The 20,988-nt window shown below is 74.2% G+C and carries 22 protein-coding genes; 17 read left to right on the top strand and 5 right to left on the bottom strand.

The window, feature by feature from the left end; all coding sequences use genetic code 11:
* Nucleotides 1–340: 340 nt before the first annotated feature.
* Nucleotides 341–664, top strand: a complete 324-nt coding sequence (locus ACIQD7_RS24500; RefSeq protein ID WP_121834057.1) for a plasmid stabilization protein — start codon at nucleotides 341–343, stop codon at nucleotides 662–664.
* Between the two features lie 91 nt (nucleotides 665–755).
* Here ACIQD7_RS24500 and ACIQD7_RS24505 read toward each other — a convergent pair whose 3' ends face one another.
* The 3 genes from ACIQD7_RS24505 to ACIQD7_RS24515 form a co-directional block, all read right to left on the bottom strand.
* Complete coding sequence (locus tag ACIQD7_RS24505) at nucleotides 756–911, bottom strand: hypothetical protein (protein ID WP_062760470.1); 156 nt, start codon at nucleotides 909–911, stop codon at nucleotides 756–758.
* 108 nt (nucleotides 912–1,019) lie between these two features.
* Entirely contained in the window at nucleotides 1,020–2,369 is a 1,350-nt protein-coding gene (locus ACIQD7_RS24510) for a carboxyl transferase domain-containing protein (protein WP_402444227.1), read from the bottom strand.
* 181 nt (nucleotides 2,370–2,550) lie between these two features.
* On the bottom strand, nucleotides 2,551–3,009 hold the full coding sequence (locus tag ACIQD7_RS24515; protein ID WP_121833748.1) for a Crp/Fnr family transcriptional regulator: 459 nt from the start codon (nucleotides 3,007–3,009) through the stop codon (nucleotides 2,551–2,553).
* A gap of 245 nt (nucleotides 3,010–3,254) precedes the next feature.
* Between ACIQD7_RS24515 and ACIQD7_RS24520 the strand changes: the two genes are divergently transcribed.
* The 4 genes from ACIQD7_RS24520 to ACIQD7_RS24535 are packed head-to-tail and all read left to right on the top strand — an operon-like array spanning nucleotide 3,255 to nucleotide 6,513.
* The gene (locus ACIQD7_RS24520) at nucleotides 3,255–4,010 is read left to right on the top strand and encodes an amino acid ABC transporter ATP-binding protein (RefSeq protein ID WP_402444229.1); all 756 of its coding nucleotides are present in this window, start codon (nucleotides 3,255–3,257) and stop codon (nucleotides 4,008–4,010) included.
* Between the two features lie 40 nt (nucleotides 4,011–4,050).
* Nucleotides 4,051–4,899 (top strand): glutamate ABC transporter substrate-binding protein, encoded by an 849-nt coding sequence (locus tag ACIQD7_RS24525; RefSeq protein ID WP_402444231.1) that lies wholly within the window; start codon nucleotides 4,051–4,053, stop codon nucleotides 4,897–4,899.
* 10 nt (nucleotides 4,900–4,909) lie between these two features.
* Nucleotides 4,910–5,575, top strand: coding sequence for an amino acid ABC transporter permease (locus ACIQD7_RS24530; RefSeq protein WP_402444233.1), 666 nt, complete (start codon nucleotides 4,910–4,912; stop codon nucleotides 5,573–5,575).
* Nucleotides 5,572–6,513 (top strand): amino acid ABC transporter permease, encoded by a 942-nt coding sequence (locus ACIQD7_RS24535; RefSeq protein WP_402444235.1) that lies wholly within the window; start codon nucleotides 5,572–5,574, stop codon nucleotides 6,511–6,513. The genes ACIQD7_RS24530 and ACIQD7_RS24535 overlap by 4 nt, the downstream gene beginning before the upstream one ends.
* A gap of 21 nt (nucleotides 6,514–6,534) precedes the next feature.
* Here the strand turns inward: ACIQD7_RS24535 and ACIQD7_RS24540 are convergent, their stop codons facing one another.
* On the bottom strand, nucleotides 6,535–6,903 hold the full coding sequence (locus tag ACIQD7_RS24540; protein ID WP_121833751.1) for a hypothetical protein: 369 nt from the start codon (nucleotides 6,901–6,903) through the stop codon (nucleotides 6,535–6,537).
* 133 nt (nucleotides 6,904–7,036) lie between these two features.
* Between ACIQD7_RS24540 and sigJ the strand changes: the two genes are divergently transcribed.
* From sigJ to ACIQD7_RS24595, 11 genes are all read left to right on the top strand, one after another.
* Nucleotides 7,037–7,990 (top strand): RNA polymerase sigma factor SigJ, encoded by a 954-nt coding sequence (gene sigJ / locus ACIQD7_RS24545; protein ID WP_402444237.1) that lies wholly within the window; start codon nucleotides 7,037–7,039, stop codon nucleotides 7,988–7,990.
* A gap of 89 nt (nucleotides 7,991–8,079) precedes the next feature.
* Nucleotides 8,080–9,828: a molybdopterin-dependent oxidoreductase gene (locus tag ACIQD7_RS24550; RefSeq protein ID WP_402444239.1), complete on the top strand. Its 1,749-nt coding sequence runs from the start codon at nucleotides 8,080–8,082 to the stop codon at nucleotides 9,826–9,828.
* Between the two features lie 105 nt (nucleotides 9,829–9,933).
* Nucleotides 9,934–12,030, top strand: a complete 2,097-nt coding sequence (locus tag ACIQD7_RS24555) for an ATP-binding protein (protein WP_402444240.1) — start codon at nucleotides 9,934–9,936, stop codon at nucleotides 12,028–12,030.
* 229 nt (nucleotides 12,031–12,259) lie between these two features.
* Nucleotides 12,260–13,090, top strand: a complete 831-nt coding sequence (gene nadE / locus ACIQD7_RS24560; protein ID WP_402444242.1) for an ammonia-dependent NAD(+) synthetase — start codon at nucleotides 12,260–12,262, stop codon at nucleotides 13,088–13,090.
* 88 nt (nucleotides 13,091–13,178) lie between these two features.
* The gene (locus ACIQD7_RS24565) at nucleotides 13,179–13,565 is read left to right on the top strand and encodes a VOC family protein (protein WP_402444244.1); all 387 of its coding nucleotides are present in this window, start codon (nucleotides 13,179–13,181) and stop codon (nucleotides 13,563–13,565) included.
* Nucleotides 13,566–13,710: 145 nt separating this feature from the next.
* Nucleotides 13,711–14,391, top strand: coding sequence for an ABC transporter permease (locus tag ACIQD7_RS24570; protein ID WP_402444246.1), 681 nt, complete (start codon nucleotides 13,711–13,713; stop codon nucleotides 14,389–14,391).
* The gene (locus ACIQD7_RS24575; RefSeq protein ID WP_402444248.1) at nucleotides 14,388–15,062 is read left to right on the top strand and encodes an ABC transporter permease; all 675 of its coding nucleotides are present in this window, start codon (nucleotides 14,388–14,390) and stop codon (nucleotides 15,060–15,062) included. Before ACIQD7_RS24570 ends, ACIQD7_RS24575 begins: the two co-directional genes overlap by 4 nt.
* Nucleotides 15,059–16,006, top strand: coding sequence for an ABC transporter substrate-binding protein (locus ACIQD7_RS24580; protein WP_121830754.1), 948 nt, complete (start codon nucleotides 15,059–15,061; stop codon nucleotides 16,004–16,006). Before ACIQD7_RS24575 ends, ACIQD7_RS24580 begins: the two co-directional genes overlap by 4 nt.
* A 177-nt stretch (nucleotides 16,007–16,183) precedes the next feature.
* Nucleotides 16,184–17,296, top strand: a complete 1,113-nt coding sequence (locus tag ACIQD7_RS24585) for a glycoside hydrolase family 5 protein (RefSeq protein WP_402444250.1) — start codon at nucleotides 16,184–16,186, stop codon at nucleotides 17,294–17,296.
* Between the two features lie 202 nt (nucleotides 17,297–17,498).
* Nucleotides 17,499–18,431 carry an SIS domain-containing protein gene (locus tag ACIQD7_RS24590; RefSeq protein ID WP_402444252.1) on the top strand — a complete coding sequence of 311 codons (933 nt, stop codon included), beginning with the start codon at nucleotides 17,499–17,501 and terminating at the stop codon, nucleotides 18,429–18,431.
* Complete coding sequence (locus ACIQD7_RS24595) at nucleotides 18,428–19,171, top strand: PIG-L deacetylase family protein (RefSeq protein ID WP_121830757.1); 744 nt, start codon at nucleotides 18,428–18,430, stop codon at nucleotides 19,169–19,171. Before ACIQD7_RS24590 ends, ACIQD7_RS24595 begins: the two co-directional genes overlap by 4 nt.
* A gap of 51 nt (nucleotides 19,172–19,222) precedes the next feature.
* On the opposite strand, the gene ACIQD7_RS24600 is transcribed toward ACIQD7_RS24595, so the two are convergent.
* Nucleotides 19,223–20,176, bottom strand: coding sequence for an NAD(P)/FAD-dependent oxidoreductase (locus tag ACIQD7_RS24600; protein ID WP_402444254.1), 954 nt, complete (start codon nucleotides 20,174–20,176; stop codon nucleotides 19,223–19,225).
* A 68-nt stretch (nucleotides 20,177–20,244) separates the two neighbouring features.
* Here ACIQD7_RS24600 and ACIQD7_RS24605 point away from each other — a divergent pair, with 68 nt between their 5' ends.
* Nucleotides 20,245–20,880 carry a helix-turn-helix domain-containing protein gene (locus ACIQD7_RS24605; protein WP_402444256.1) on the top strand — a complete coding sequence of 212 codons (636 nt, stop codon included), beginning with the start codon at nucleotides 20,245–20,247 and terminating at the stop codon, nucleotides 20,878–20,880.
* Nucleotides 20,881–20,988 lie beyond the last annotated feature (108 nt).

A 20,988-nucleotide genomic window follows, 5' to 3' on the forward strand; every position in this document is an offset into this window, starting at 1 on the left:
AGGAGGGCGGCGGAGAGGGGTTGGGCGTCGTCGGTGGAGACGGTGGTGGGGCGGGTGAGTTCGGGCAGTCCGTCCAGGGCCGTCCGGCGCATCGATGCCTCCGGATTCCCGGCGACCTCAGGGCCGTGACCGAGGGTGACGGACGGAACGCGGGGGGTGGACATGGGGCTCCTTCGACGGTTCACGGGACCTGCCCCGACCCCGTGAAAAGGGCGACGGCGCGGGTCCGCCGGTCAAACGTCTTGAATCAGGATGCCCCGTATCAAGGGGTTTGGCACGATTTCTCGGGGAAGCCGTGCAGCGAGGAGACGAACCCGTCTCCGGCCGAGAGGAGCGAACGATGCCGCGCGGATCGAGCCCCAAGCGGGAGCGACAGTACGAGCACATCAAGGACAGCGCCCTGGACCGGGGCGAGAGCGAGAAGCGCGCCGAGGAGATCGCCGCGCGCACGGTCAACAAGGAGCGGGCCCGGAGCGGCGAGTCCAAGACCGCCAGCAAGAGCTCCACGCAGGACATGTCCTCCGCGCGCCGGGGCGGCAAGAACGCGCACAGCGGCGCGCAGGGACCGACGTACGACCAGCTCTACGCCGAGGCCAAGCGCCGCAACGTCCACGGCCGCTCCTCGATGGACAAGGCGGAGCTGAAGAAGGCCCTGGGCAAGTGACGGGCCCGGCCCGCTGAACGGTCCTCGTGGCGTGGCCCGGACGGTCACCGTCCGGGCCACGCCACGAAGAACGCCTCCGCTCACCGGGGACTCACCAGCGGTACCAGCGGCCACTGCCGCTGCGCATGAAGAAGCCGAGCACCCACAGCACGAGCAGGGCGATGGCGATGTACCAGAGCACGTCGACCGCGAAGCCCGCGCCGAAGAGGACCAGGATCACCAGGAGGACGAGGAGCAGGGGAACCATGACGTCACCTCCGTCGTTCACGGTGTCGTCCGGCGCTCGTCCGCCCGGACACCCGCTACATCGCCCCTGCCCGCTCCCCTCGCGGTCATGCACTTCCGCGCACGTTCCCTACGACGCCGGTCGGGGCCCCACCACGCCCCGGGCGATCCCGAGGTCGACGAGGTCCCGGGGCCGCAGCCGGAGCTGGTCGGCGGTCTCACCGGCCTCCCCGGGCGCGCGCTTCAGGATGGCGGCGGCCGCCTCGGGCGCGATGACGGAGAAGTACGCGTCCGGGGTGACCCAGGTGTTCCCCGGGGCCGCGAGCGCCAGCGCCCCGCCCGAGCCGCCCTCCCCGACGAGCAGCGAGGTCAGCGGGGTGCGCGCGCTCGCGACGGCCGCGAACAGGTCCGCGATCGCGCTGCCCGCGCCCGAGCGCTCCGCCTCCGCGTCGTTCGCGGCCCCCGGGGTGTCGACCAGCGTGAGCACCGGGACGCCGAGGCGGCCCGCGAGGCGCACGAGCCGGGCGGCCGTGCGGAAGCCGGCCGGACGGGTCGCGGTGCCGCACTGCGCGGCGTAGGCGACGGTGTGCCCGTCGGGCAGCCGCCCGAAGCCGCACCGCACACCCGGGTCGACACCGCCGCAGCGGTCCCCGGAGATCTCCTCGCGGAGGGTGAAATGGGCGTCGAGGTACGCCCCGGCCCGGGGCCGGTCCGGATGCCGGGCCCGCGCCACGGCCTCCCGGCCACTCGCGGCGGGCGCCGCGCCGGGATCCCCGAGCGCGTACGGCGGCGGCACCGGACCCTTCGCCGGGCGGGTCAGCAGGGACAGCCACCGCCCGAGGGCGGCGCGCAGCGCCTCCGGCGGCACGATCGCGTCCACGTGCCCGTGCGCGAGCTGCGCCTCCGCGGTGTACGCGGCCGGATCCGCGTCCGGCGGCCGCACCCGGGACCCGGCGAACGCGACCTGGGCGCCGGGCAGGGCCAGGACGACGTCGGAGCCCGCGCCGAGGGTGGCCCAGCCGCCGCCGGTCGTCGGATCCCGCAGGACCGCGATCTGCGGCAGCCCGGCGGCCCGGGTCAGCTCCGACTCGCGGGCCAGGTTCTGGAGCTGGAGGAGGGCCCGCATCCCCTCGTGCATCCGGCTGCCGCCGGTGGCCGGCAGGACCACCACGGGCAGCCGCCGCGCCCGGGCCAGGGCGTGGGCCGCGACGGCCCGCGCCCCCGTCCGCTCCCCGAGGGAACCGCCCAGGAACCCGAACTCGAAGGAGATCAGGACCGCCTTCACCCCGCCCACCGTGCCCGTCCCGCAGACCACCGACTCGGTCTCGCCGGTCCGGGCGGCGGCACGGGCGTGCGCGGCGGAGTAACCGGGCCAGCCGATCGGCCCGTCGCCGGTCAGGGGCCCCTCGTCGAAGGGCAGTTCGGTGAACTCGTCGGTCACGAGGGCGATCGCCCCGCGTGCCGTCGTCGGATCGGTCATGCGGGCCTCGCAGCCGGTCGCCGGTGCCTACGGGGAACGCGTACGGGCGGATCGCTCGTACAGATGGATCACACGGATGGATCACGTGTACGAACGGATCGCGCGTACGATGGATCAGCGGTGCGCCCCCACCGTACCGCCCGGTCCGGCACCGCCCCGGGGCGGCCCCGCCCGCCCGGCCTCAGGCCATGATCCCGCTCCCGTGCGGCGCGTACAGGTCCAGGAGCCGGACCCGGGTCACCTGGAGGCGGTGCGCCAGGATCGAGCCCAGCCAGAACAGGACCGAGGCGCCGAACTCCGGATCGGAGCGGCACATCGACCGGACCGCCGGGGCGTTGAACTCGTACGCCCGCACCGGCGTCATCGCCTCGGCCCCCGACTGGCACAGGTACGGTGGGAACATCCAGGAGAGCCCGACCAGCTCGCCGTGGTGCAGCGTCTCGATCACGGGCGCCCCGCGCCCCGGCACCCGCGCGTCGAGCGTCACCGCGCCCGTCTTCACGATCCAGAACCGGTCGGCGTGCTGGTGCTCCTCGAAGAGGCGGTGACCGGACTCGAAGTACACGTCCTCGGCGAAGGCCATCAGGCGTTCCCGGTGCTCCGGGGGCAACGTGCTGACCTTGGGCGTGGCACTGCTCATGGCGGACCCTCCTCGGACACTCGACTCCCACCCCCAGTGTCGGCCAAGGAGCCGCCGCGCGCGCAGGATCCGCCCGCCGTCACGCCCCCGGAACGCCCGCTCACCCTCCGTACGCCCCCTTCGTACGCCCTCCGTACGACCCTCCGTCCGGCCCGTCCCCGCCCGGCGTGCGCGGGCCGGGCGGAGGGCGGAGCATGAACGTGAGGAGGGAGCCGGCAAGCGGAGGCGTGACCCAGGAGGGTGCCATGCCCGTCCCGGACGGCGGTGACGCGCTCGTGGTGCTGCGCGGGGTCGACAAGCACTTCGGCACCCTGCACGTCCTGCGCTCCATCGACCTCACGGTCCACCGGGGCGAGGTCGTCGTGGTCGTCGGACCCTCCGGCTCCGGGAAGTCCACGCTGTGCCGGGCGGTCAACCGCCTGGAGACCGTCGACGCGGGCGAGATCGTCGTCGACGGACGGCCCCTGCCGGCCGAGGGACGCGAACTGGCCGCCCTCAGGGCCGACGTCGGCATGGTCTTCCAGTCCTTCGACCTCTTCGCGCACAAGACCGTCCTCGGCAACGTCACCCTGGGACAGATCAAGGTCCGCAAGAAGGACCGGAGGACGGCCGAGGAACGGGCCCGCGAACTCCTCGACCGGGTCGGGGTCGCCTCGCAGGCGGACAAATATCCGGCCCAGCTCTCCGGGGGCCAGCAGCAGCGCGTGGCCATCGCCCGCGCCCTCGCCATGGATCCGAAGGTGATGCTCTTCGACGAGCCGACCTCCGCGCTCGACCCCGAGATGATCAACGAGGTCCTGGAGGTCATGCGGCAACTCGCCCGGGACGGCATGACGATGGTGGTCGTCACCCACGAGATGGGCTTCGCCCGCTCCGCCGCCCACCGGGTCGTCTTCATGGCCGACGGGAGCATCGTCGAGGCGACGACCCCGGAGGAGTTCTTCACCGCACCGCGCAGCGACCGCGCCAAGGACTTCCTCTCCAAGATCCTCCACCACTGAGCAAGCACCGGGCCGAGGCCCGGCCGAAAGACCCCCTGGGGTGATCCTCATGAACCCGCTCAGGACCGGCAGGTCCCTCACGGCCGCCGCCGCGGCCGTCGTCCTCTCCCTCACCTCCGCCGGATTCGCGAACGCCGCCGTCCCCCGTGACCACGGGGAGGACGAGATCACCGTCGGCATCAAGTTCGACCAGCCCGGCATCGGCCTGAAGACCCCCGACGGCACGTACACCGGCTTCGACGTCGACGTGGCGACCTACGTCGCCAGGGAACTCGGCCACGACCCGTCGACCATCGTGTGGAAGGAGGCCAAGAGCGCCGACCGCGAGACCCTGCTCCAGCGCGGCGACGTGGACTTCATCGCGGCCTCGTACTCGATCAACGACGAACGGGCCCAGAAGGTCGACTTCGCCGGCCCCTACCTCCTCGCCCACCAGGACGTCTTGATCCGTGCCGACGACGACTCGATCAAGCAGCCGTCCGACCTGAACGACAAGAAGCTCTGCTCGGTCACCGGCTCCACCTCCGCGCAGAACGTCAAGACGAAGCTCGCCCCCGACGCCCAGCTCCAGGAGTACGGCGGCTACTCCGAGTGCCTGACCGGCCTGGAGAACGGCGTCATCGACGCCGTCACCACCGACGACTCGATCCTCGCCGGGTACGCCTCGCAGAGCGAGTTCAAGGACGAGTTCAAGCTCGGCGGCTTCAAGATGAGCAACGAGAACTACGGCATCGGCGTCCAGAAGGGCAGCGACCTCAAGGACAGGATCAACACGGCCCTGGAGAAGATGGTCGCCGACGGCTCCTGGGACGCGGCGGTGAAGAAGAACTTCGGCCCGGCCGGCTACCAGAGCGAACCCGCACCGAAGATCGGCGTCGTCGTGAAGTGAGCGGACCGCCGTGTTCGACTTCCTCCAGGGGTACGACCTGCTCGGAGCCTTCTGGGTGACGGTGCGGCTCACCGTCTACTCCGCGATCGGCTCCCTGGTCTGGGGGACGCTGCTCGCCGCCATGCGGGTCGGCCCCGTCCCCCTCATGCGGTGCTTCGGCGCCGTCTACGTCAACGTCGTCCGCAACATCCCGCTCACCGTCATCATCGTCTTCACCTCGCTCGGCCTCTTCCAGACCCTCGGGGTCGACATGGGCGCCGAACGGTTCACCACCATCAACTTCCGCCTCGCCGTCCTCGGACTCACCGCCTACACCAGCGCGTTCGTCTGCGAGGCGCTCCGCTCCGGCATCAACACCGTCCCCCTCGGACAGGTCGAGGCCGCCCGCGCCATCGGCCTGAACTTCCCCCAGGTCCTGCGGCTCGTCGTGCTCCCGCAGGCCTTCCGCTCCGTCGTCGGCCCCCTCGCCAACGTCCTCATCGCCCTCACCAAGAACACCACCGTGGCCGCCGCCATCGGCGTCGCCGAAGCCGCCCTGCTGATGCGGGAGATGATCGAGAACGAGGCCCAGCTCATCCTGATCTCCGCGATCTTCGCCGTCGGCTTCCTCTGCCTCACCCTGCCCACCGGCCTGTTCCTCGGCTGGGTCGCCAAGAAGGTGGCGGTGAGACGATGAGCGCCCGGAGCGGACGGGGACGGCCGCGGAAGGACACCCCCACCGTCCTCTACGACGTCCCCGGGCCGCGCGCCCGGCGGCGCAACCTCCTGTGGACCCTCCTCTTCCTGGTCGCGCTCGCCGCCGTCGCGGGGTGGGTGATCGCGAGCCTCGCCGACAAGGACCAGCTCGCCTGGTCCAAGTGGGAGCCCTTCTTCACGGACGCCCGCGTCTGGGAGACGTACCTCCTGCCCGGCCTGAAGAACACCGTGATCGCCGCCGCCCTCTCCATGGTGATCGCCCTGCCCCTCGGCGCCCTCCTCGGCGTCTCCCGCCTCTCCGACCACCGTGCCGTGCGCGGCGCGGCCGGCACCGTCGTCGAGTTCTTCCGGGCGATCCCCGTCCTCATCCTGATGCTCTTCGCGAACGCCGCCTACTCCGAGTTCACCGACATCAGCCCGGACACCCGCCCCCTGTACGCCGTCGTCACCGGCCTCGTCCTCTACAACGCCTCCGTCCTCGCGGAGGTCGTCCGCGCCGGCATCCTCTCCCTGCCGACGGGACAGACCGACGCGGCCAAGGCCGTCGGAATGCGCAAGGGCCAGACCATGGCGTACGTCCTCCTGCCGCAGTCGGTCACCGCCATGCTGCCCGCCCTGGTCAGCCAGCTCGTCGTCATCGTCAAGGACACCGCGCTCGGCGGCGCGATGCTCGGCTTCTCCGAACTGCTCGCCTCGGTCCGCCCGGCGAGCGCCAACTACGGGGCCAACACGATCGCCTGCTTCACCGTCGTCGCCGTGATCTTCGTGCTCCTCAACTTCGCGCTCACCGCCTTCGCCTCCCGCCTCGAAGGCCGCCTGCGGCGCGGCAAGCGGTCCACGGGCGCGGTCGTCGGGGCGGACGCGGTGGAGGAACTGGCCGTACCAGGCGAGCACGGGGACCGCCCGGGGAAGCCCTGACGCGGCGGCCGGCCCGGGGCCTCAGCGCCGGGCGAGGGCCAGCACGCTCAGACCGAACATCAGGACGCCCAGCGGGACGTGGACCGCCGGGACGTGCGCGATGCCGACCACCACCTGGACCGAGGCGAGGACGAGGAAGCCCGACGCATGCCAGACGGGCCGGACCGAGCCGCCGCCCGGCTTCCACGCGAGCACCGCCGCGAGCAGGTACAGCATCGTCGCCCCGTACATCACCCGGGCCCCGACGTCGTGCAGCGTCCCTCCGGCCGACGAGGTCAGCAGCAGCCCGGCGGAGACCGCCTGGAGGAAGAGGGTCAGGGTCTGCAGGACGATCGCGGTCCTCAGGAAGGAGAAGCCGCGCTCTGCGTGTGCCGTCACCTGGGTGGCCATGTCACAGTCCCCTTTTCCGCCCCGGGCTTCCCGCCCTCGGGCAGTGGATCGATAAGGTCTCACCTGTTCGACGACGCGGGCCCGCGAAAGGTAAGGCGGGGACCGTGGAAGACGGGACGGGGGCGGCCTGGGCATGGGAACTGCCGGGATCGGTACGGACGGCATGGACGGCACGGCCGGTGAACGGGGACGGCTGATCAACGTCGCCTACCGGCTGCTCGGTTCGGCGACCGAGGCCGAGGACGCCGTACAGGACGCCTACGCGCGCTGGTACGGGCTGCCGGGCAGCCGGCGGGAGGAGATCCTGTCCCCGGGGGCCTGGCTCACGACGGTGACCGGCCGCATCTGCCTGGACCTGCTCGGCTCGGCGCGGGCCCGCCGCGAACGCTACGTCGGCGCCTGGCTGCCCGAGCCGCTGCCCGACCGCGCCGAGTGGGACCGCGCGGGCTCCCCGGCCGGCCCCGGGGACCCCGCCGACCGGATCGTCCTGGACGAGTCGGTGGCCATGGCCTTCCTCGTCGTCCTGGAGTCGATGACGCCCGCCGAGCGGGTGGCGTTCGTCCTGCACGACGTCTTCCGGTACCCGTTCGCCGAGATCGCGGGCGTCCTCGGCCGGACCCCCGCCGCCTGCAAGCAACTGGCCTCCTCCGCCCGGCGGCGGGTGGACACCGCGTCCGGCCCGGTGCCGGCGACCGGGCGGCCCGACGTCGTCAGACGCGTCAAGGAGGCGTGGGAGAGCAAGGACGTCCCCGCCCTCGTCGATCTCCTCGACCCAGACGCCGTGATGACCGCCGACGGCGGGGGCATGGTCGGCACCGTCCTGCGCCCGGTCGAGGGCGGTACGCGGATCGCCCGGTACATGGTCGCCATCGCCGACAGGGCCCCCGGGCTCGAACTCCTGGAGCGGTCGGTCAACGGCGCGTCCGGCCTGGTGGCCCGGCGTGACGGCGTCGTCGCGACCGTGGCCGCGTTCGACGTCGTCGGCGGGCGCGTCGCCCGGATCTGGGTGGTCCGCAACCCGGAGAAGCTGCGGCCGTGGGTGGGGGTCTTCCCCGACGCCCCTCAGGGCCCGCCCCGTCACGGCTGACGGGCCGGGGTCCCTCCCCCGGGTGAAGGGACCCCGAGGACACCCCGAAAGCACCCATCCGCGAGGCGATCCGTGGCGAAGTACTCAGCATGAACGCCACCAGGGACACGCTCCGGCCCGTCCGCGAAGCCACCCGCACCGACCGTCTCCTCGCCGCGCTCGGCGGCCTCGCCGCCGCGTACGTCTCCCTGGCCGTCGCGGACCTCGTCGCCTCCCGGGTGCGGCCCGAGGCGAGCCCCGTCGTGGCCGTCGGCGGCGCCGTCGTCGACCGGACCCCGGCGGTCCTCAAGGACTGGGCGATCCGGACCTTCGGGGAGGACGACAAGGCGGTCCTCCAGCTCGGCATCCTGCTCCTCCTCGCGCTCCTCGCCGTCGGGATCGGTCTGCTGGCGCTGCGCCGCCGCGTCCTCGGCTCGGCGGCGGTCGGCGCCTTCGGCGTCCTCGGGGCACTCGCCGCCGTCACCCGCCCGGACTCGGAGTCCGCCGTCGACGCCGTCCCCTCCCTCGTCGGAGCCGCCGCGGGGGCGCTCCTCCTGTACGTCCTGATCGGCCGGCTCCTCGCCCCGCGACCGGGCGCCGTGACCACGGCCGGTGCTGGTGCCGGGGTCGGGGGCGGGGCCGGAAGCGGGGCCGAGGTCGGGAGCGGGACCGGAAGCGGGGCCGGGGGCGGGACCGAGAGCGTGCCCGGTGCCGAGAGCGAGAGCGCGGCCGGTGCAGGGACCGGGACCCGGGCCGCCCGCGCGGACCGCAGGAGCTTCCTCCTTGTCGCGGCGACCACCGGCCTCGCCGCGACCGGCGCCGCCGCCCTCGGCCGGGCCGTCGGCTCGCCCGCCGAGGAGAACGCGGCCGCCTCCCGGGCGGCCCTGCGCCTGCCCCGGCCGGCGTCCCCGGCACCCCCGGTCCCCGCCGGGGCCCGGCTCGCCGTCCCCGGCATCAGTCCCTTCACCACCCCCAACCGGGACTTCTACCGGGTCGACACCGCGCTCGTCGTCCCCAAGGTGAACGCGGACCGCTGGCGCCTGCGCCTCCACGGCGCGGGCGTCCGCGAGGAGCTGACCCTCACCCTGCGGGACCTCATGGCCCGGCGGACGGTCGAGCGGGACATCACCCTGGCCTGCGTCTCCAACGAGGTCGGCGGCCCGTACGTCGGAAACGCCCGCTGGCTCGGCGTCCCCCTCGCCGAGCTGCTGCGCGAGGCCGGGGTCCGCCCACCCTCCGAGGGCGGACCCGCCGACCAGCTGGTGGCCCGCTCCGTCGACGGCATGACCATCGGCACCCCCGTCGAGGACGTCATGGACGGCCGCGACGCGCTCCTCGCCTTCGGCATGAACGGCGAACCCCTGCCCTTCGAGCACGGCTTCCCCGTCCGCATGGTCGTCCCCGGCCTGTTCGGCTACGTCTCCGCCTGCAAGTGGATCGAGTCGATCGAGCTCACCACCTTCGACGCCTACGACGCCTACTGGGTCCCGCGCGGCTGGGCCGCCGAGGCCCCCGTCAAGACCCAGTCCCGCATCGACACCCCCCGCCCCTTCGGCCGCCCCGCCGCCGGAACCGTCATGGTCGCCGGAGTCGCCTGGGCCCAGCACCGGGGCATCCGCCGGGTCGAGGTGCGGGTCGACGACGGCCCCTGGCAGGAGGCGCGCCTCGCCGCCGAGGACACCCGCGACACCTGGCGCCAGTGGACGTACCCCTGGACGGCCACCCCCGGCCGCCACACCCTCACCGTCCGCGCCACCGACGGCACCGGCGCCACCCAGCCCGAGCGGCGCACCAAGACGATGCCCGACGGCGCCCAGGGATGGCACTCGGTCGTCGTGACCGTCGAGGGCGGGGCGTAGGCACACGTGGTCGTAGGCATACGTGGTCGTAGACGCCCGTGGTCATAGGGGCCCGTGGTCGTAGGTGCGTAACGAAGCCGCCGCACTCACCCGTTCGGGGGAAGGATGAGGGACACTGCTTCCGTGCGTGGACATCTGCCGGACGAGAACCCCGGTTTCGTGGGACGCCGCACGGAACTGGAGCGCGTCTCCGCCGCGTTGGCGGAGCACCGCCTCGTCACCGTGACCGGCGTCGGGGGAGTCGGGAAGACCCGGCTCGCGCTGCGCGCCGCACACCGGGCCGCCGAGCGGTACCCGGACGGGGCCTGGTGGACCGACCTCGGCCAGCTCGACGGCGAGCGGCTTCTCGTCGCCCTCGTCGCCGACTCCGTGGACCTCGCCGACCACACCCCCGGCACGTCCGCCGCCGGCCTCTGCCGCCGCCTCGCCGACGACCGGCTGCTGCTCGTCCTGGACTCCTGCGAGCACCTGGCCGAACCCTGCGCCCGGCTCGTCGCCGAACTCCTCGCCGCCGCCCCCGGCCTCACCGTCCTCGCCACCAGCCGCCGCCCCCTCGGCGTCGCGGGGGAGGAGACGATCGCCCTCGACCCGCTGCCGCCCGCCGGACCGGACGCCCTGGCCCTGCTCCGCCGGGCCGCCGGGGAGGACTTCCCCGCCGCCGGGCCCGCCGGGGAGATCTGCGTACGTCTGGAGGGCATCCCGCTCGCCCTCGAACTCGCCGCCGCCCAGATCCGCCTCCAGGGCGCCGAGGCCGTGCGCGACCAGCTCGGCTCCCGCCTCGACGCCCCGCCCGGCGCCCGCTTCGACCTGCTCGCCCACACCGAGCGCGTCTGGCCGAGCCGCCACCAGACCCTGCGCGCCGCCATCGGCTGGAGCCACGAGCTGAGCACCCCGCTCGAACGCCTCCTCTGGGCCCGGCTCTCCGTCTTCCGGGGCCCCTTCGACCTCGCGTCCGCGACCGCCGTGTGCGGCGGCGGCCCGCTGGACCGCGCGACCCTGCCGGAGGCGCTCGACGGCCTCGTCCGCTCCTCCGTGGTCCGCCCGCCCGACGCCGGCGGGCGCCACCGGATGCTCGACACGATCCGCGAGTACGGGGCGACCTGGCTGGACCGCACCGGCGAGGCCGGAACCGTCGCCGACCGGCACGCCGCCCACTTCCGGGGCCTGGCCCGCCGGGCCGAGACCGAGTGGCACGGCGCCCGCCAGCTCCGCTGGTACCGGACCGTCGACGCCCACCACACCGATCTGCGCACCGCCCTCGACCGGCTGCTGCGCACCGACCCCGACGCGGCCCTCGACCTGGTCGGCTCCGTCGCCTTCGCCTGGTCCTGCCGGGGCCGCCTCCGCGAGGCCCGCGACGGCCTCGAACAGGCCCTGGTCCTCAGCGAGGCGCGCGGCCGCGTCCGGGCCCGCGCCCTGTGGGCCCTCGGCGTCACCCTGGTGCTCCAGGGCGAGTTCGGCCCCGCCCAGGACGTCAGCGAGCGGTGCGCCCGCGAGGCCCGGCACGCCGAATACGCCGAGCCCGCCGGGACCGGGGCGGGCCGCGACCGGCCCGGCGACCTCACCCTCGACGCCGCCGCCCTCGCCGGACTCCTCGCCCTCACCACCGGCCGCCCGACGGCCGCCGACGTCGTCGTGGGCCACGTCCTCGACGCCGCCCGCGGCGGCCCCGCCGACTCCGCCGCCCGGCTCCGCTGCCACCTCGTGCGGGTCTTCGCCCTCACCGGTCTGGGCCGGCTCGCGGAGGCCCGGGAGCGGGCGCTCCGGCTGCGCGCCCTGTGCGAGGAGCTCGACGAGCACTGGACCCGCACCGCCCTGGAGTACCAGCTCGCCCTCACCGGCCTCCTGGAGGGCGACCCGGCCACCGCCTCCGTGCACGCCCGCGCCATGCTCGAAGGCACCCGCCGCCTCGGCGCGAGCCTCGGCGTCGCCCTCGGCCTCGACGTCCTGGCCACCGCCCTCGCGGCGGCCGGCGAGGGCGAGCGCGCCGCGGACGTCTCCGGCACCGGGGAGGCGTACTGGCGCTCCACCGGCCAGCCCCGGCGCGGCCTGCCCGGCCTGCGGGCCCTGCACGAGAAGTACACGGACACGGTCCGCGCCTCGATCGGCGAGCCCGCCTACGAGGAGATCTTCCTCCGCGCCCTCACCGGCCTCCCGCAGGACGGCCTCGACCGCGCCCTGCGCGGCCCCGGGCACGCCTGACGTTTCGGATCCGGCGCACCGGGACATCCGCACCACGGGACCGGCACGCCGCACCGGCCGCCACCGCCGCGCGTACCGCCCGACCTGCCGGAACGCACCGGGACGGCGCGGGGCGACGGCACGGCGCCCCGGTGCGTAGAGTCGGCCCCTGTACGAGCGGTGCGAGCCGTGCGCGCGGACGAGCGCCACGGCCCGTACGAGCGAACGACCCCCGACGAGGAGACCTCACGTGACCGACCCGGCGTCCACCGCCCTCCAGCAGCAGATCGCCCGGGACCTCCAGGTGTCCGAAACCTTCGACCCGGCGGTGGAGATCGAGCGCCGGGTGGCCTTCCTCACCGAGCGGCTCACCACCACCGGACTGCGCGCCCTGGTGCTCGGCATCAGCGGCGGCGTCGACTCCACCACCGCGGGCCGGCTCTGCCAGCTCGCCGTGGAGCGCGCCCGCGCCGCCGGCCACGACGCCGTCTTCTACGCGATGCGCCTGCCCTACGGCGTCCAGGCCGACGAGAAGGACGCCCAGACCGCCCTCGACTTCATCCGCCCCGACAAGGTCCTCACCGTGGACGTGAAGGCGGCGAGCGACGCGGCCCTGGAGGCCTGCCTCGCCGGTGACGTCGCCTTCCGCGACGCCCACCACCAGGACTTCGTCCAGGGCAACATCAAGGCCCGCCAGCGGATGATCGCCCAGTACGCGGTCGCCGGCGCCCACGACGGCCTCGTCGTCGGCACCGACCACGCGGCCGAGGCCGTCTCCGGCTTCTTCACCAAGTTCGGCGACGGCGCCGCCGACGTCGTCCCGCTGACCGGTCTGACCAAGCGGCGCGTCCGCGCGGTCGCCGCCGAGCTGGGCGCCCCGGGCGGCCTGGTGCGGAAGGTCCCCACGGCCGACCTGGAGACCCTCGACCCGGGCAAGCCCGACGAGGACGCGCTCGGCGTCACGTACGACGAGATCGACGACTTCCTGGAGGGCAAGCCGGTCGACGAGGCCGCCTTCGACGCGATCGTCCGCCGCTACGAGCTCACCGAGCACAAGCGACAGCTGCCGATCGCCCCCTGAGCGGAGCGGCGGACTCCGCGCCGACGGCGGATCCTGGAAGGGGGCCTCGCCGGAGGCCCCCGGAACGGACTCCGGAAGGGAGTGCGCCATGTTCGGCGAGACCTCGGCGTTCAGCGGCTTCTCGGTCGACGACCTCGACGCCGCCCGGCGGTTCTACGGCGAGACCCTCGGCCTGGAGGTGGAGGAATCGGGACCGGAGGGCATGGAGATGCTCCTCCTCACCCTGGCGGGCGGCGCGCGCGTCCTCGTCTACCCCAAGGAGGACCACGCCCCCGCCTCCTTCACGATCCTCAACTTCCAGGTCGACGACATCGAGCGGACCGTCGACGAGCTGACGGGGCGGGGCATCGCCCTGGAGCGCTACCCCGGCTTCGACGCCGACGACAAGGGCATCGTGCGCGGCGAGGGCGGTCCGGCCGTCGCCTGGTTCACGGACCCGGCGGGCAACGTCCTGTCCGTCCTCCAGGAGTCCTGACCGCCCGGCCGCCCCGGACGGGGCCCTCCGGCGGGTCCCGCGCCCCGCCGCCGCCCCGGACGGCGGCGGCGCCGGATCCCCGCCCCGTGGCCCGAACGGGCCCGGCCGGGGTGCGCCGGGCACCCGTACCGCCTCGAATGGGAGCGTGACCGCGCCGCCCGACGACTGCCTCGCCCGCAACGAGTGGATCTGCGGCGCCTACCTCTCCTCCCGCAGGGAGATCCTCACCGACGCCGTCGTCCAGCACCTCCAGCTGACCGGCGTCTCCGTCGCCCTCGCCCTCCTGATCGCCCTGCCCCTGGCGATCGCCGCCCGCCGCCTGCGCTGGGTCGCGGCCCCCGTCCTCGGGATCACCACGCTCCTCTACACGATCCCGGCGCTCGCGATGTTCTCGCTGCTCCTGCCCCTGTACGGACTCTCCGCCGCCCTCGTCGTGGCCGGTCTCGTCCTGTACTCGCTCACGCTCCTCGTCCGGAACCTCCTCGCCGGGCTCCGGGCCGTCCCCGAGGAGACCCGGCGGGCCGCGCGCGGCCTCGGCTACGGGCCGCTGCGGCTCCTCCTCGCCGTCGAACTGCCCCTCGCCCTGCCCGCCGCGATGGCCGGGCTGCGCCTCGCCACCGTCTCCGCCGTCTCCCTGGTCACCATCGGCGCGATCGTCGGCCACGGCGGGCTCGGCAACCTCATCTACGCCGGGATGAACACCTACTTCAAGGCCCAGGTCCTCACCGCCTCCGTCCTCTGCGTGGTCATCGCCGTCGCCGCCGACCTGCTCCTCCTCGGCGTACAGCGGCTGCTCACCCCCTGGACCCGGGCGCGGTCCGCGTGAACACCGTCTCCGCCGCCTGGTCCTGGCTCACCACCGCCGCCCACTGGTCCGGCGAGAACGGCGTCTGGCACCGGCTCGGCGAGCACGTCTTCCTCACCGTCGTCTGCCTCGCCCTGAGCTGCGCGATCGCCCTCCCGACGGCCCTGGTCCTCGGCCACCTCGGCAAGGGCGGCGGACTCGCCGTGAACCTCGCCAACGCCGGCCGGGCCGTCCCCACCTTCGCCGTCCTCGTCCTGCTCCTGCTCAGCCCGCTCGGCCCGTACGGGGAGTGGCCGACGATCATCGCCCTCGTCCTGTTCGCCGTGCCCCCGCTGCTCACCAACGCGTACGTCGGGATGCGGGGCGTCGACCCCGACGTCGTCCGGGCCGCCCGGGGCACGGGCATGACGGGCGGCCAGGTCCTCGCCCGGGTCGAACTGCCCCTCGCGCTGCCGATGGTCCTCACCGGCGTGCGGATCGCCGCCGTCCAGCTCGTCGCCACCGCCACCGTGGCCGCGCTCGCGGGCGGCGGCGGGCTCGGCCGGATCATCACCGCCGGCTTCAACCTCGCCTCCACCCCGCAGGTCGTCGCCGGGGCCTGCCTGGTCGCGGCGCTCGCCCTCCTGGTGGAGGGGGTCTTCGAGGGCGTCCGGCGGCTGATCCCCGCCGGGGCCCGGGGGAGCGGCGCGTGAGGGCGTCCCGGTCCGTCGCCCTCGGCCTCCTCGCCGTGCTCTGCGCCGGCTGCGCGGCGGGCCCGTCCCTGGAGGACCGGGACGCCGTCACCGGCCGGCCCGGCGACGGCCGCCGGCTGACCGTCGGCTCGGCCGGATTCACCGAGAGCGACCTGCTCGCCCGGATGTACGCCCTGCTGCTCGAGGACGCCGGACACCGCACGAAGATCCTCACCGTCACCAACCGGGAGCTGTACGAACCGGCCCTGGAGAACGGGCAGATCGACGTCGTGCCGGAGTACGCGGCCACCTTCGCCGACTGGCTGAACGCCAAGGCCAACGGGCCGGACGCGCCGACCGTCGGCTCGCCCGACCCGGCCGCCACCATGAAGGCGCTCCGGGCCCTCGCCGGGCCGCGCGGCCTGACCGTCCTCGACCCCGGCCGGGCCGTCGACCAGAACGCCTTCGCCGTCACCGCCGCCTTCGCCGCCGAGCACCGCCTGAAGACCCTCAGCGACCTCGGCGCCACCGGCCTCCCCGTCCGCCTCGCGGCCGGTGACGAATGCGTCCGGCGGCCGTACTGCGCCCCCGGCCTGCGGGAGGTGTACGGCATCGACGTGACCGCCGTCGACCCCAAGGGCGTCGGTACGACCCAGGCGAAGCAGGCCGTCCAGAGCGGCCGGGACCAGCTGGTCCTGACCACGACCACCGACGCCACCCTCGACGACTTCGGGCTCGTGCTGCTCGCCGACGACAAACGCCTCCAGAACGCCGACCTCGTCGTCCCCGTGGTCAACCGGGCGCGGGCCGGGAACGAGGACGTCGTCCGCGCGCTCGACCTGCTCAACACCGTCCTGACCACCGCCGACCTGGCGAACCTCAACGAACAGGTGGACAGCTGGCGCCGTCTCCCGGAGGACGTGGCGCGCGACTACCTGGTGCGGAAGGGACTCTTGGCGGACTGACGCCACGGGGCTCCTCCGACCGGCCCGCTTCCAGCCCGCTGAACAGCGTCTCCCGTCGTGACCCTTGCGGGGCGGTCCGGAGCCCTGCTATTCATCCGTTAGGAAGGTTTCCTTCCAGTCCCGGAGGCGTCAACCCTCCGGGTCTCAAACCCCGTTCGCCGTTCCGTGGAGACCCCCATGACGTCCGCACGAACCGCACGAACCACCCGACCCGCACGACCCCGCGCACGCCGCCTCGGCATCGCCGGCACCGCCCTCGGCACCCCGCTCCTCGGCCTCGCCGCCGCCCCCTCGGCCGTGAACGCCGCCCCCGCCCCCGCTCCCGCCGCTCCGTCCAAGGCGGCCGCCACCACCCCGGCCGCCGTCAACGGACAGCTCAAGGTCTGCGGCACCAAGCTCTGCAACCGGTACGGCAAGCCGATCCAGCTCCGGGGCATGTCCTCGCACGGCACCCAGTGGTACGCCCAGTGTCTGACGGGCGGTTCGCTCGACGCCCTCGCCAACGACTGGAAGGCCGACGTCCTGCGCGTCTCCACGTACGTCCAGGAGGACGGCTACGAGACCGACCCGCGCAAGTACACCGACCTCGCCCACTCGCTCATCGAACAGGCCACCGCGCGCGGCATGTACGTGATCGTCGACTGGCACATGCTCGACCCGGGCGACCCCCACCACAACCTCTCCCGCGCCAAGACCTTCTTCACCGAGATCGCCAAGCGCCACAACAGCAAGACCAACCTGCTGTACGAGATCGCCAACGAACCCAGCGGCGTGTCCTGGTCCCGGATCAAGAGCTACGCCGAGCAGCTCATCCCCGTCGTCCGCGCCCAGGACCCCGAGACCCCGGTCCTCGTCGGCACGCGCGCGTGGTCCTCGTTCGGCGTCTCGGAGGGCGCGACCGAGTCCGAGGTCGTCTCCCAGCCGGTGAACGCGGCCAACATCATGTACACCTTCCACTTCTACGCGTACTCGCACCGGGACGAGTACCTGAAGACCCTCTCCCGCGCCGCCGACAAGCTGCCCGTCTTCGTCACCGAGTTCGGCACCCAGAACTACGCGGGCGAGGGCTCCAACGACTTCACCATGACGCAGAAGTACCTCGACCTGATGGCCGCCAAGAAGATCAGCTGGGTCAACTGGAACTTCTCCGACGACGAGCGCAGCGGCGCGGTCTTCAAGACCGGCACCTGCGACAAGGGCGGCCCCTGGACCGGCACCGGTTCCCTCAAGCCCGCCGGCGTCTGGGTCCGGGACCGCATCAGGACGGCGGACGACTTCCCGACCTCCTGACCCGCCCGCCCCGCGACCGGACGCGCCCCCGCCGTGCGGTCCACCGCCCCGGCGGGGGCGCACCGGACGGGAGCGGCACCGGCCGCCGGTCGTGCGCAAAAGTCCAAGCGGTGGATCCCCCTTGCACATGGTGCGTCTTCGGCGGGCGGCGGTAGAACTCGGGGCAAGGCCCCGAGGGCCCCCGCGAGGAGAGGACCCGGACATGAGCACCCACGTCGGCGCGGAGATCGCCGGACAGCCCGACTGCTGGCGCCGGGCCGCGGAGGACGCCGTGCGGTACGCCGGGCTGCTGCCGGACCGGGGCGAGCGCGTCGCGGTCGTCGGCTGCGGGACCTCGTACTTCATGGCCCGCGCCTACGCGGCCCTGCGCGAGTCCCTCGGCGCGGGGGAGACCGACGCCTTCCCCGCCTCGGACGCGACCCCGCTCGGGCGCGGCTACGACCGGATCGTGGCCCTCAGCCGCTCCGGCACCACCACCGAGGTCGTGGACCTCCTGGCCCGTGCCGCCGGGCGCGTCCCCGCGCTCGTCCTCACCGGCGCCCCCGACAGCCCCGCCGGGCGGCTCGCCGACCGGGTCCTCGACCTCGGCTTCGCCGACGAACGCTCCGTCCTCCAGACCCGGTTCGCCACCACCGCCCTCCAGCTCCTGCGCGCCGGACTCGGCGTGGACCTCGGACCGGCCATCGCGGACGCCGAACTCGTCCTGTACGAGCGGCTGCCCGCCGCCTGGGAGCGGCGCGGCCAGTTCACCTTCCTCGGCACCGGCTGGACGGTGGGGCTCGCCGACGACGCCGCCCTCAAACTGCGCGAGGCGGCCCGCGCCTGGACGGAGTCGTACGCGGCGATGGAGTACCGCCACGGCCCGATCAGCATCAGCGACCGCTCCAGCCTCGTCTGGTGCCTCGGCCCCGCCCCCTCGGGCCTCCGCGACGAAGTCGAGTCCACCGGCGCGCTGTTCGCCGCCGACGCCATCGACCCCGTCGCCGCCCTCGTCCGCGCCCAGCGGCTCGCGGTCGCCCTCGCCGGCCGGCGCGGCCTCAACCCCGACCGGCCCCGGCACGTCTCGCGGTCGGTGATCCTCGCCGGTGCGTTCCGCCCGACGGGCCCGGAGGCGGCCCGTATCCTGCGGTCATGACCGGAAACGACCTCGCCGAGATGCCCGGCGACTGGCGGCGCGCCCTCGCCGTCGTCGCCCACCCGGACGACCTGGAGTACGGCTGCGCGGCCGCCGTCGCCGGCTGGACGGACGCCGGGAAGGAGGTCGTCTACGTCCTCGCCACCCGAGGCGAGGCCGGCATCGACTCCCTCGCCCCGGACGTCTGCGGCCCGCTGCGCGAGCGCGAGCAGCGCGACAGCGCCGCCGTCGTCGGCGTGGACGCCGTCGAGTTCCTCGACCACCGGGACGGCGTGGTCGAGTACGGCACCGGGCTGCGCCGCGACATCGCGGCCGCGATCCGCCGCCACCGCCCCGAACTCGTCGTCACCCTCAACCACCGCGACACCTGGGGCGGCGGCCCCGGCGCCCCGTGGAACACCCCCGACCACCTGGCCGTCGGCCGCGCCGTCCTGGACGCGGCCGCCGACGCCGGGAACCGCTGGATCTTCCCCGAGCTGGAGGAACGGGGCCTGGAGCCGTGGGACGGCGTCCGCTGGGTCGCCGTCGCCGCCTCCAGCACCCCCACCCACGCCGTCGACGCGGGTCCCGGCCTGGAGCGCGCGGTCCGCTCGCTCCTCTGCCACCGCACCTACATCGAGGCCCTGACGGACCAGGACCCGGAGGAGTACGTCCGCTCCTTCCTCGCCGAGACGACCGGGCAGGCGGCCGACCGCTTCGGCGGCCGCCCCGCCGTCACCTTCGAGCTGTTCCCCCGCTGACGCTGTTCCTTCGCTGGCGTTGTTCCCTCGCTGACGGGGGGGCCGCCCCTCTCAGGCGGGCGCCCCGCCCTCCACCGCCGCCTCCAGGTCGCCGAACAGCAGCTCGGTGTTGATCGCGACGCCCGCCCGGTAGCCCAGGCCCACCGCGTTGACCACCTGCTCCTGCGGGCCGGTCACGTTCCCCGCCGCCCACACCCCGGGCACGCTGGTGCGGCCCGTCGCGTCCACCGCGACGAACTCCCCGAACGGCGTCTCGTCCAGCTTCGCGCCGAGCTGCCGCAGCACCCCGTCCCGGGCCGCGAGGCGGTTCGCCCCGACGAAGACCACCTCGCGCGGCACGAACCGCCCGTCGGCGAGCCGGACCCCGGTCAGCCGGTCGTCCTCCACCGCGAGCCCGGCGACCTCGCCGGTCACGACCTGCACCCCGGCCGCGTCGAGCAGCGCCGCCTCCCGCTCGGAGAGCCCGGCGGCGGTGTGCAGGAAGAGCGTCACGTCCGACGACCAGTGGGAGACCATCAGCGCCTGGTGCGCGGGCATCTCCGGGTGGGCGATCACCCCGAACGCCCGGTCGCGCACCTCCCAGCCGTGGCAGTACGGGCAGTGCAGCACGTCCCGGCCCCACCGCCCGGCCACCCCGTCGATCTCCGGCAGCTCGTCGACCAGCCCGGTCGTCACCACGAGCCGCCGCGCGCCGACCTCCGTCCCGTCCGCGAGCGTCACGGTGAAGCCGTCCCGCCCGTCCGGCGCCGCGCCCGTCACCCGGCCGGCCCGCCACTCCACCCCGTACGCGGCGATCTCCTCCCGGCCCGCCGCCAGGTACGCGGCGGGGCTCATGCCGTCCCGGGAGAGGACGCCCTGCATGTGGGGCGTGGGGGCGTTGCGGGGCTCGCCCGCGTCGACCACCAGGGTCCGCCGCCGGGACCTGCCTAGGACCAGCGCCGCGCTGAGCCCGGCCGCGCCGCCGCCGACGACCACCACCTCGTACTGCTCCGTGTGTGCGTTCATGGGGTCGAGGCTCGCTCCGACCCTGCCGTACGAGCAAGGTAACTTGCCGTTCCTGCAACACTGGGCCCATGACCGAAGACGACCGCATCGACGCCGTCCTGAACGAGGTCGGCCCCCGCCTCCGCCGCGTCCGCCGAAGCCGCGGGGCGACCCTGGCCGAGCTCTCCGCCGCCACCGGCATCTCCGTGAGCACCCTCTCCCGGCTCGAATCCGGGCAGCGCAGGCCCAGCCTCGAACTGCTCCTGCCGCTCGCCCGCGCCCATCAGGTCCCGCTCGACGAACTGGTCGGCGCGCCGCCCGTGGGCGACCCCCGGGTCAAGGCCAAGCCGATCGTGCGGCACGGGCGCACGATGTACCCGCTGACCCGGCAGCCCGGCGGCCTCCAGGCGTACAAGGTGATCCAGGAGAAGCCCTACGAATGCCCGGAGCCCCGGGTGCACGAGGGGTACGAGTGGCTGTACGTGCTCTCGGGCCGGCTCCGGCTCCACCTCGGCGGGCGCGAGGTCGTCCTGACGGCGGGGGAGGCGGCCGAGTTCGACACGCGCGTCCCGCACTGGTTCGGGCCGACCGCCGAGGGACCGGTGGAGTTCCTGAGCCTGTTCGGGCCGCAGGGGGAGCGGATGCACGTCAGGGCCCGGCCCGGGAAGTCGGGCCGACCCGGGTCCGGGAAGTCGGGCCGACCCGGGTCCGGGGAGTCGGGCTGACCCGGGTCCGGGGGGTCGGGCCGATCCGCCCCCCCGGGGAGTCCCCCGATCCGCCACCGAGAAGTCCGGCCGGCCTGTTCCCCGGATGCAAGCGACCGCTTAGTATGC

The sequence above is a fragment of the Streptomyces sp. NPDC093071 genome, from assembly GCF_044754545.1.
In the GTDB taxonomy this organism is placed as follows: Bacteria; Actinomycetota; Actinomycetes; order Streptomycetales; family Streptomycetaceae; genus Streptomyces.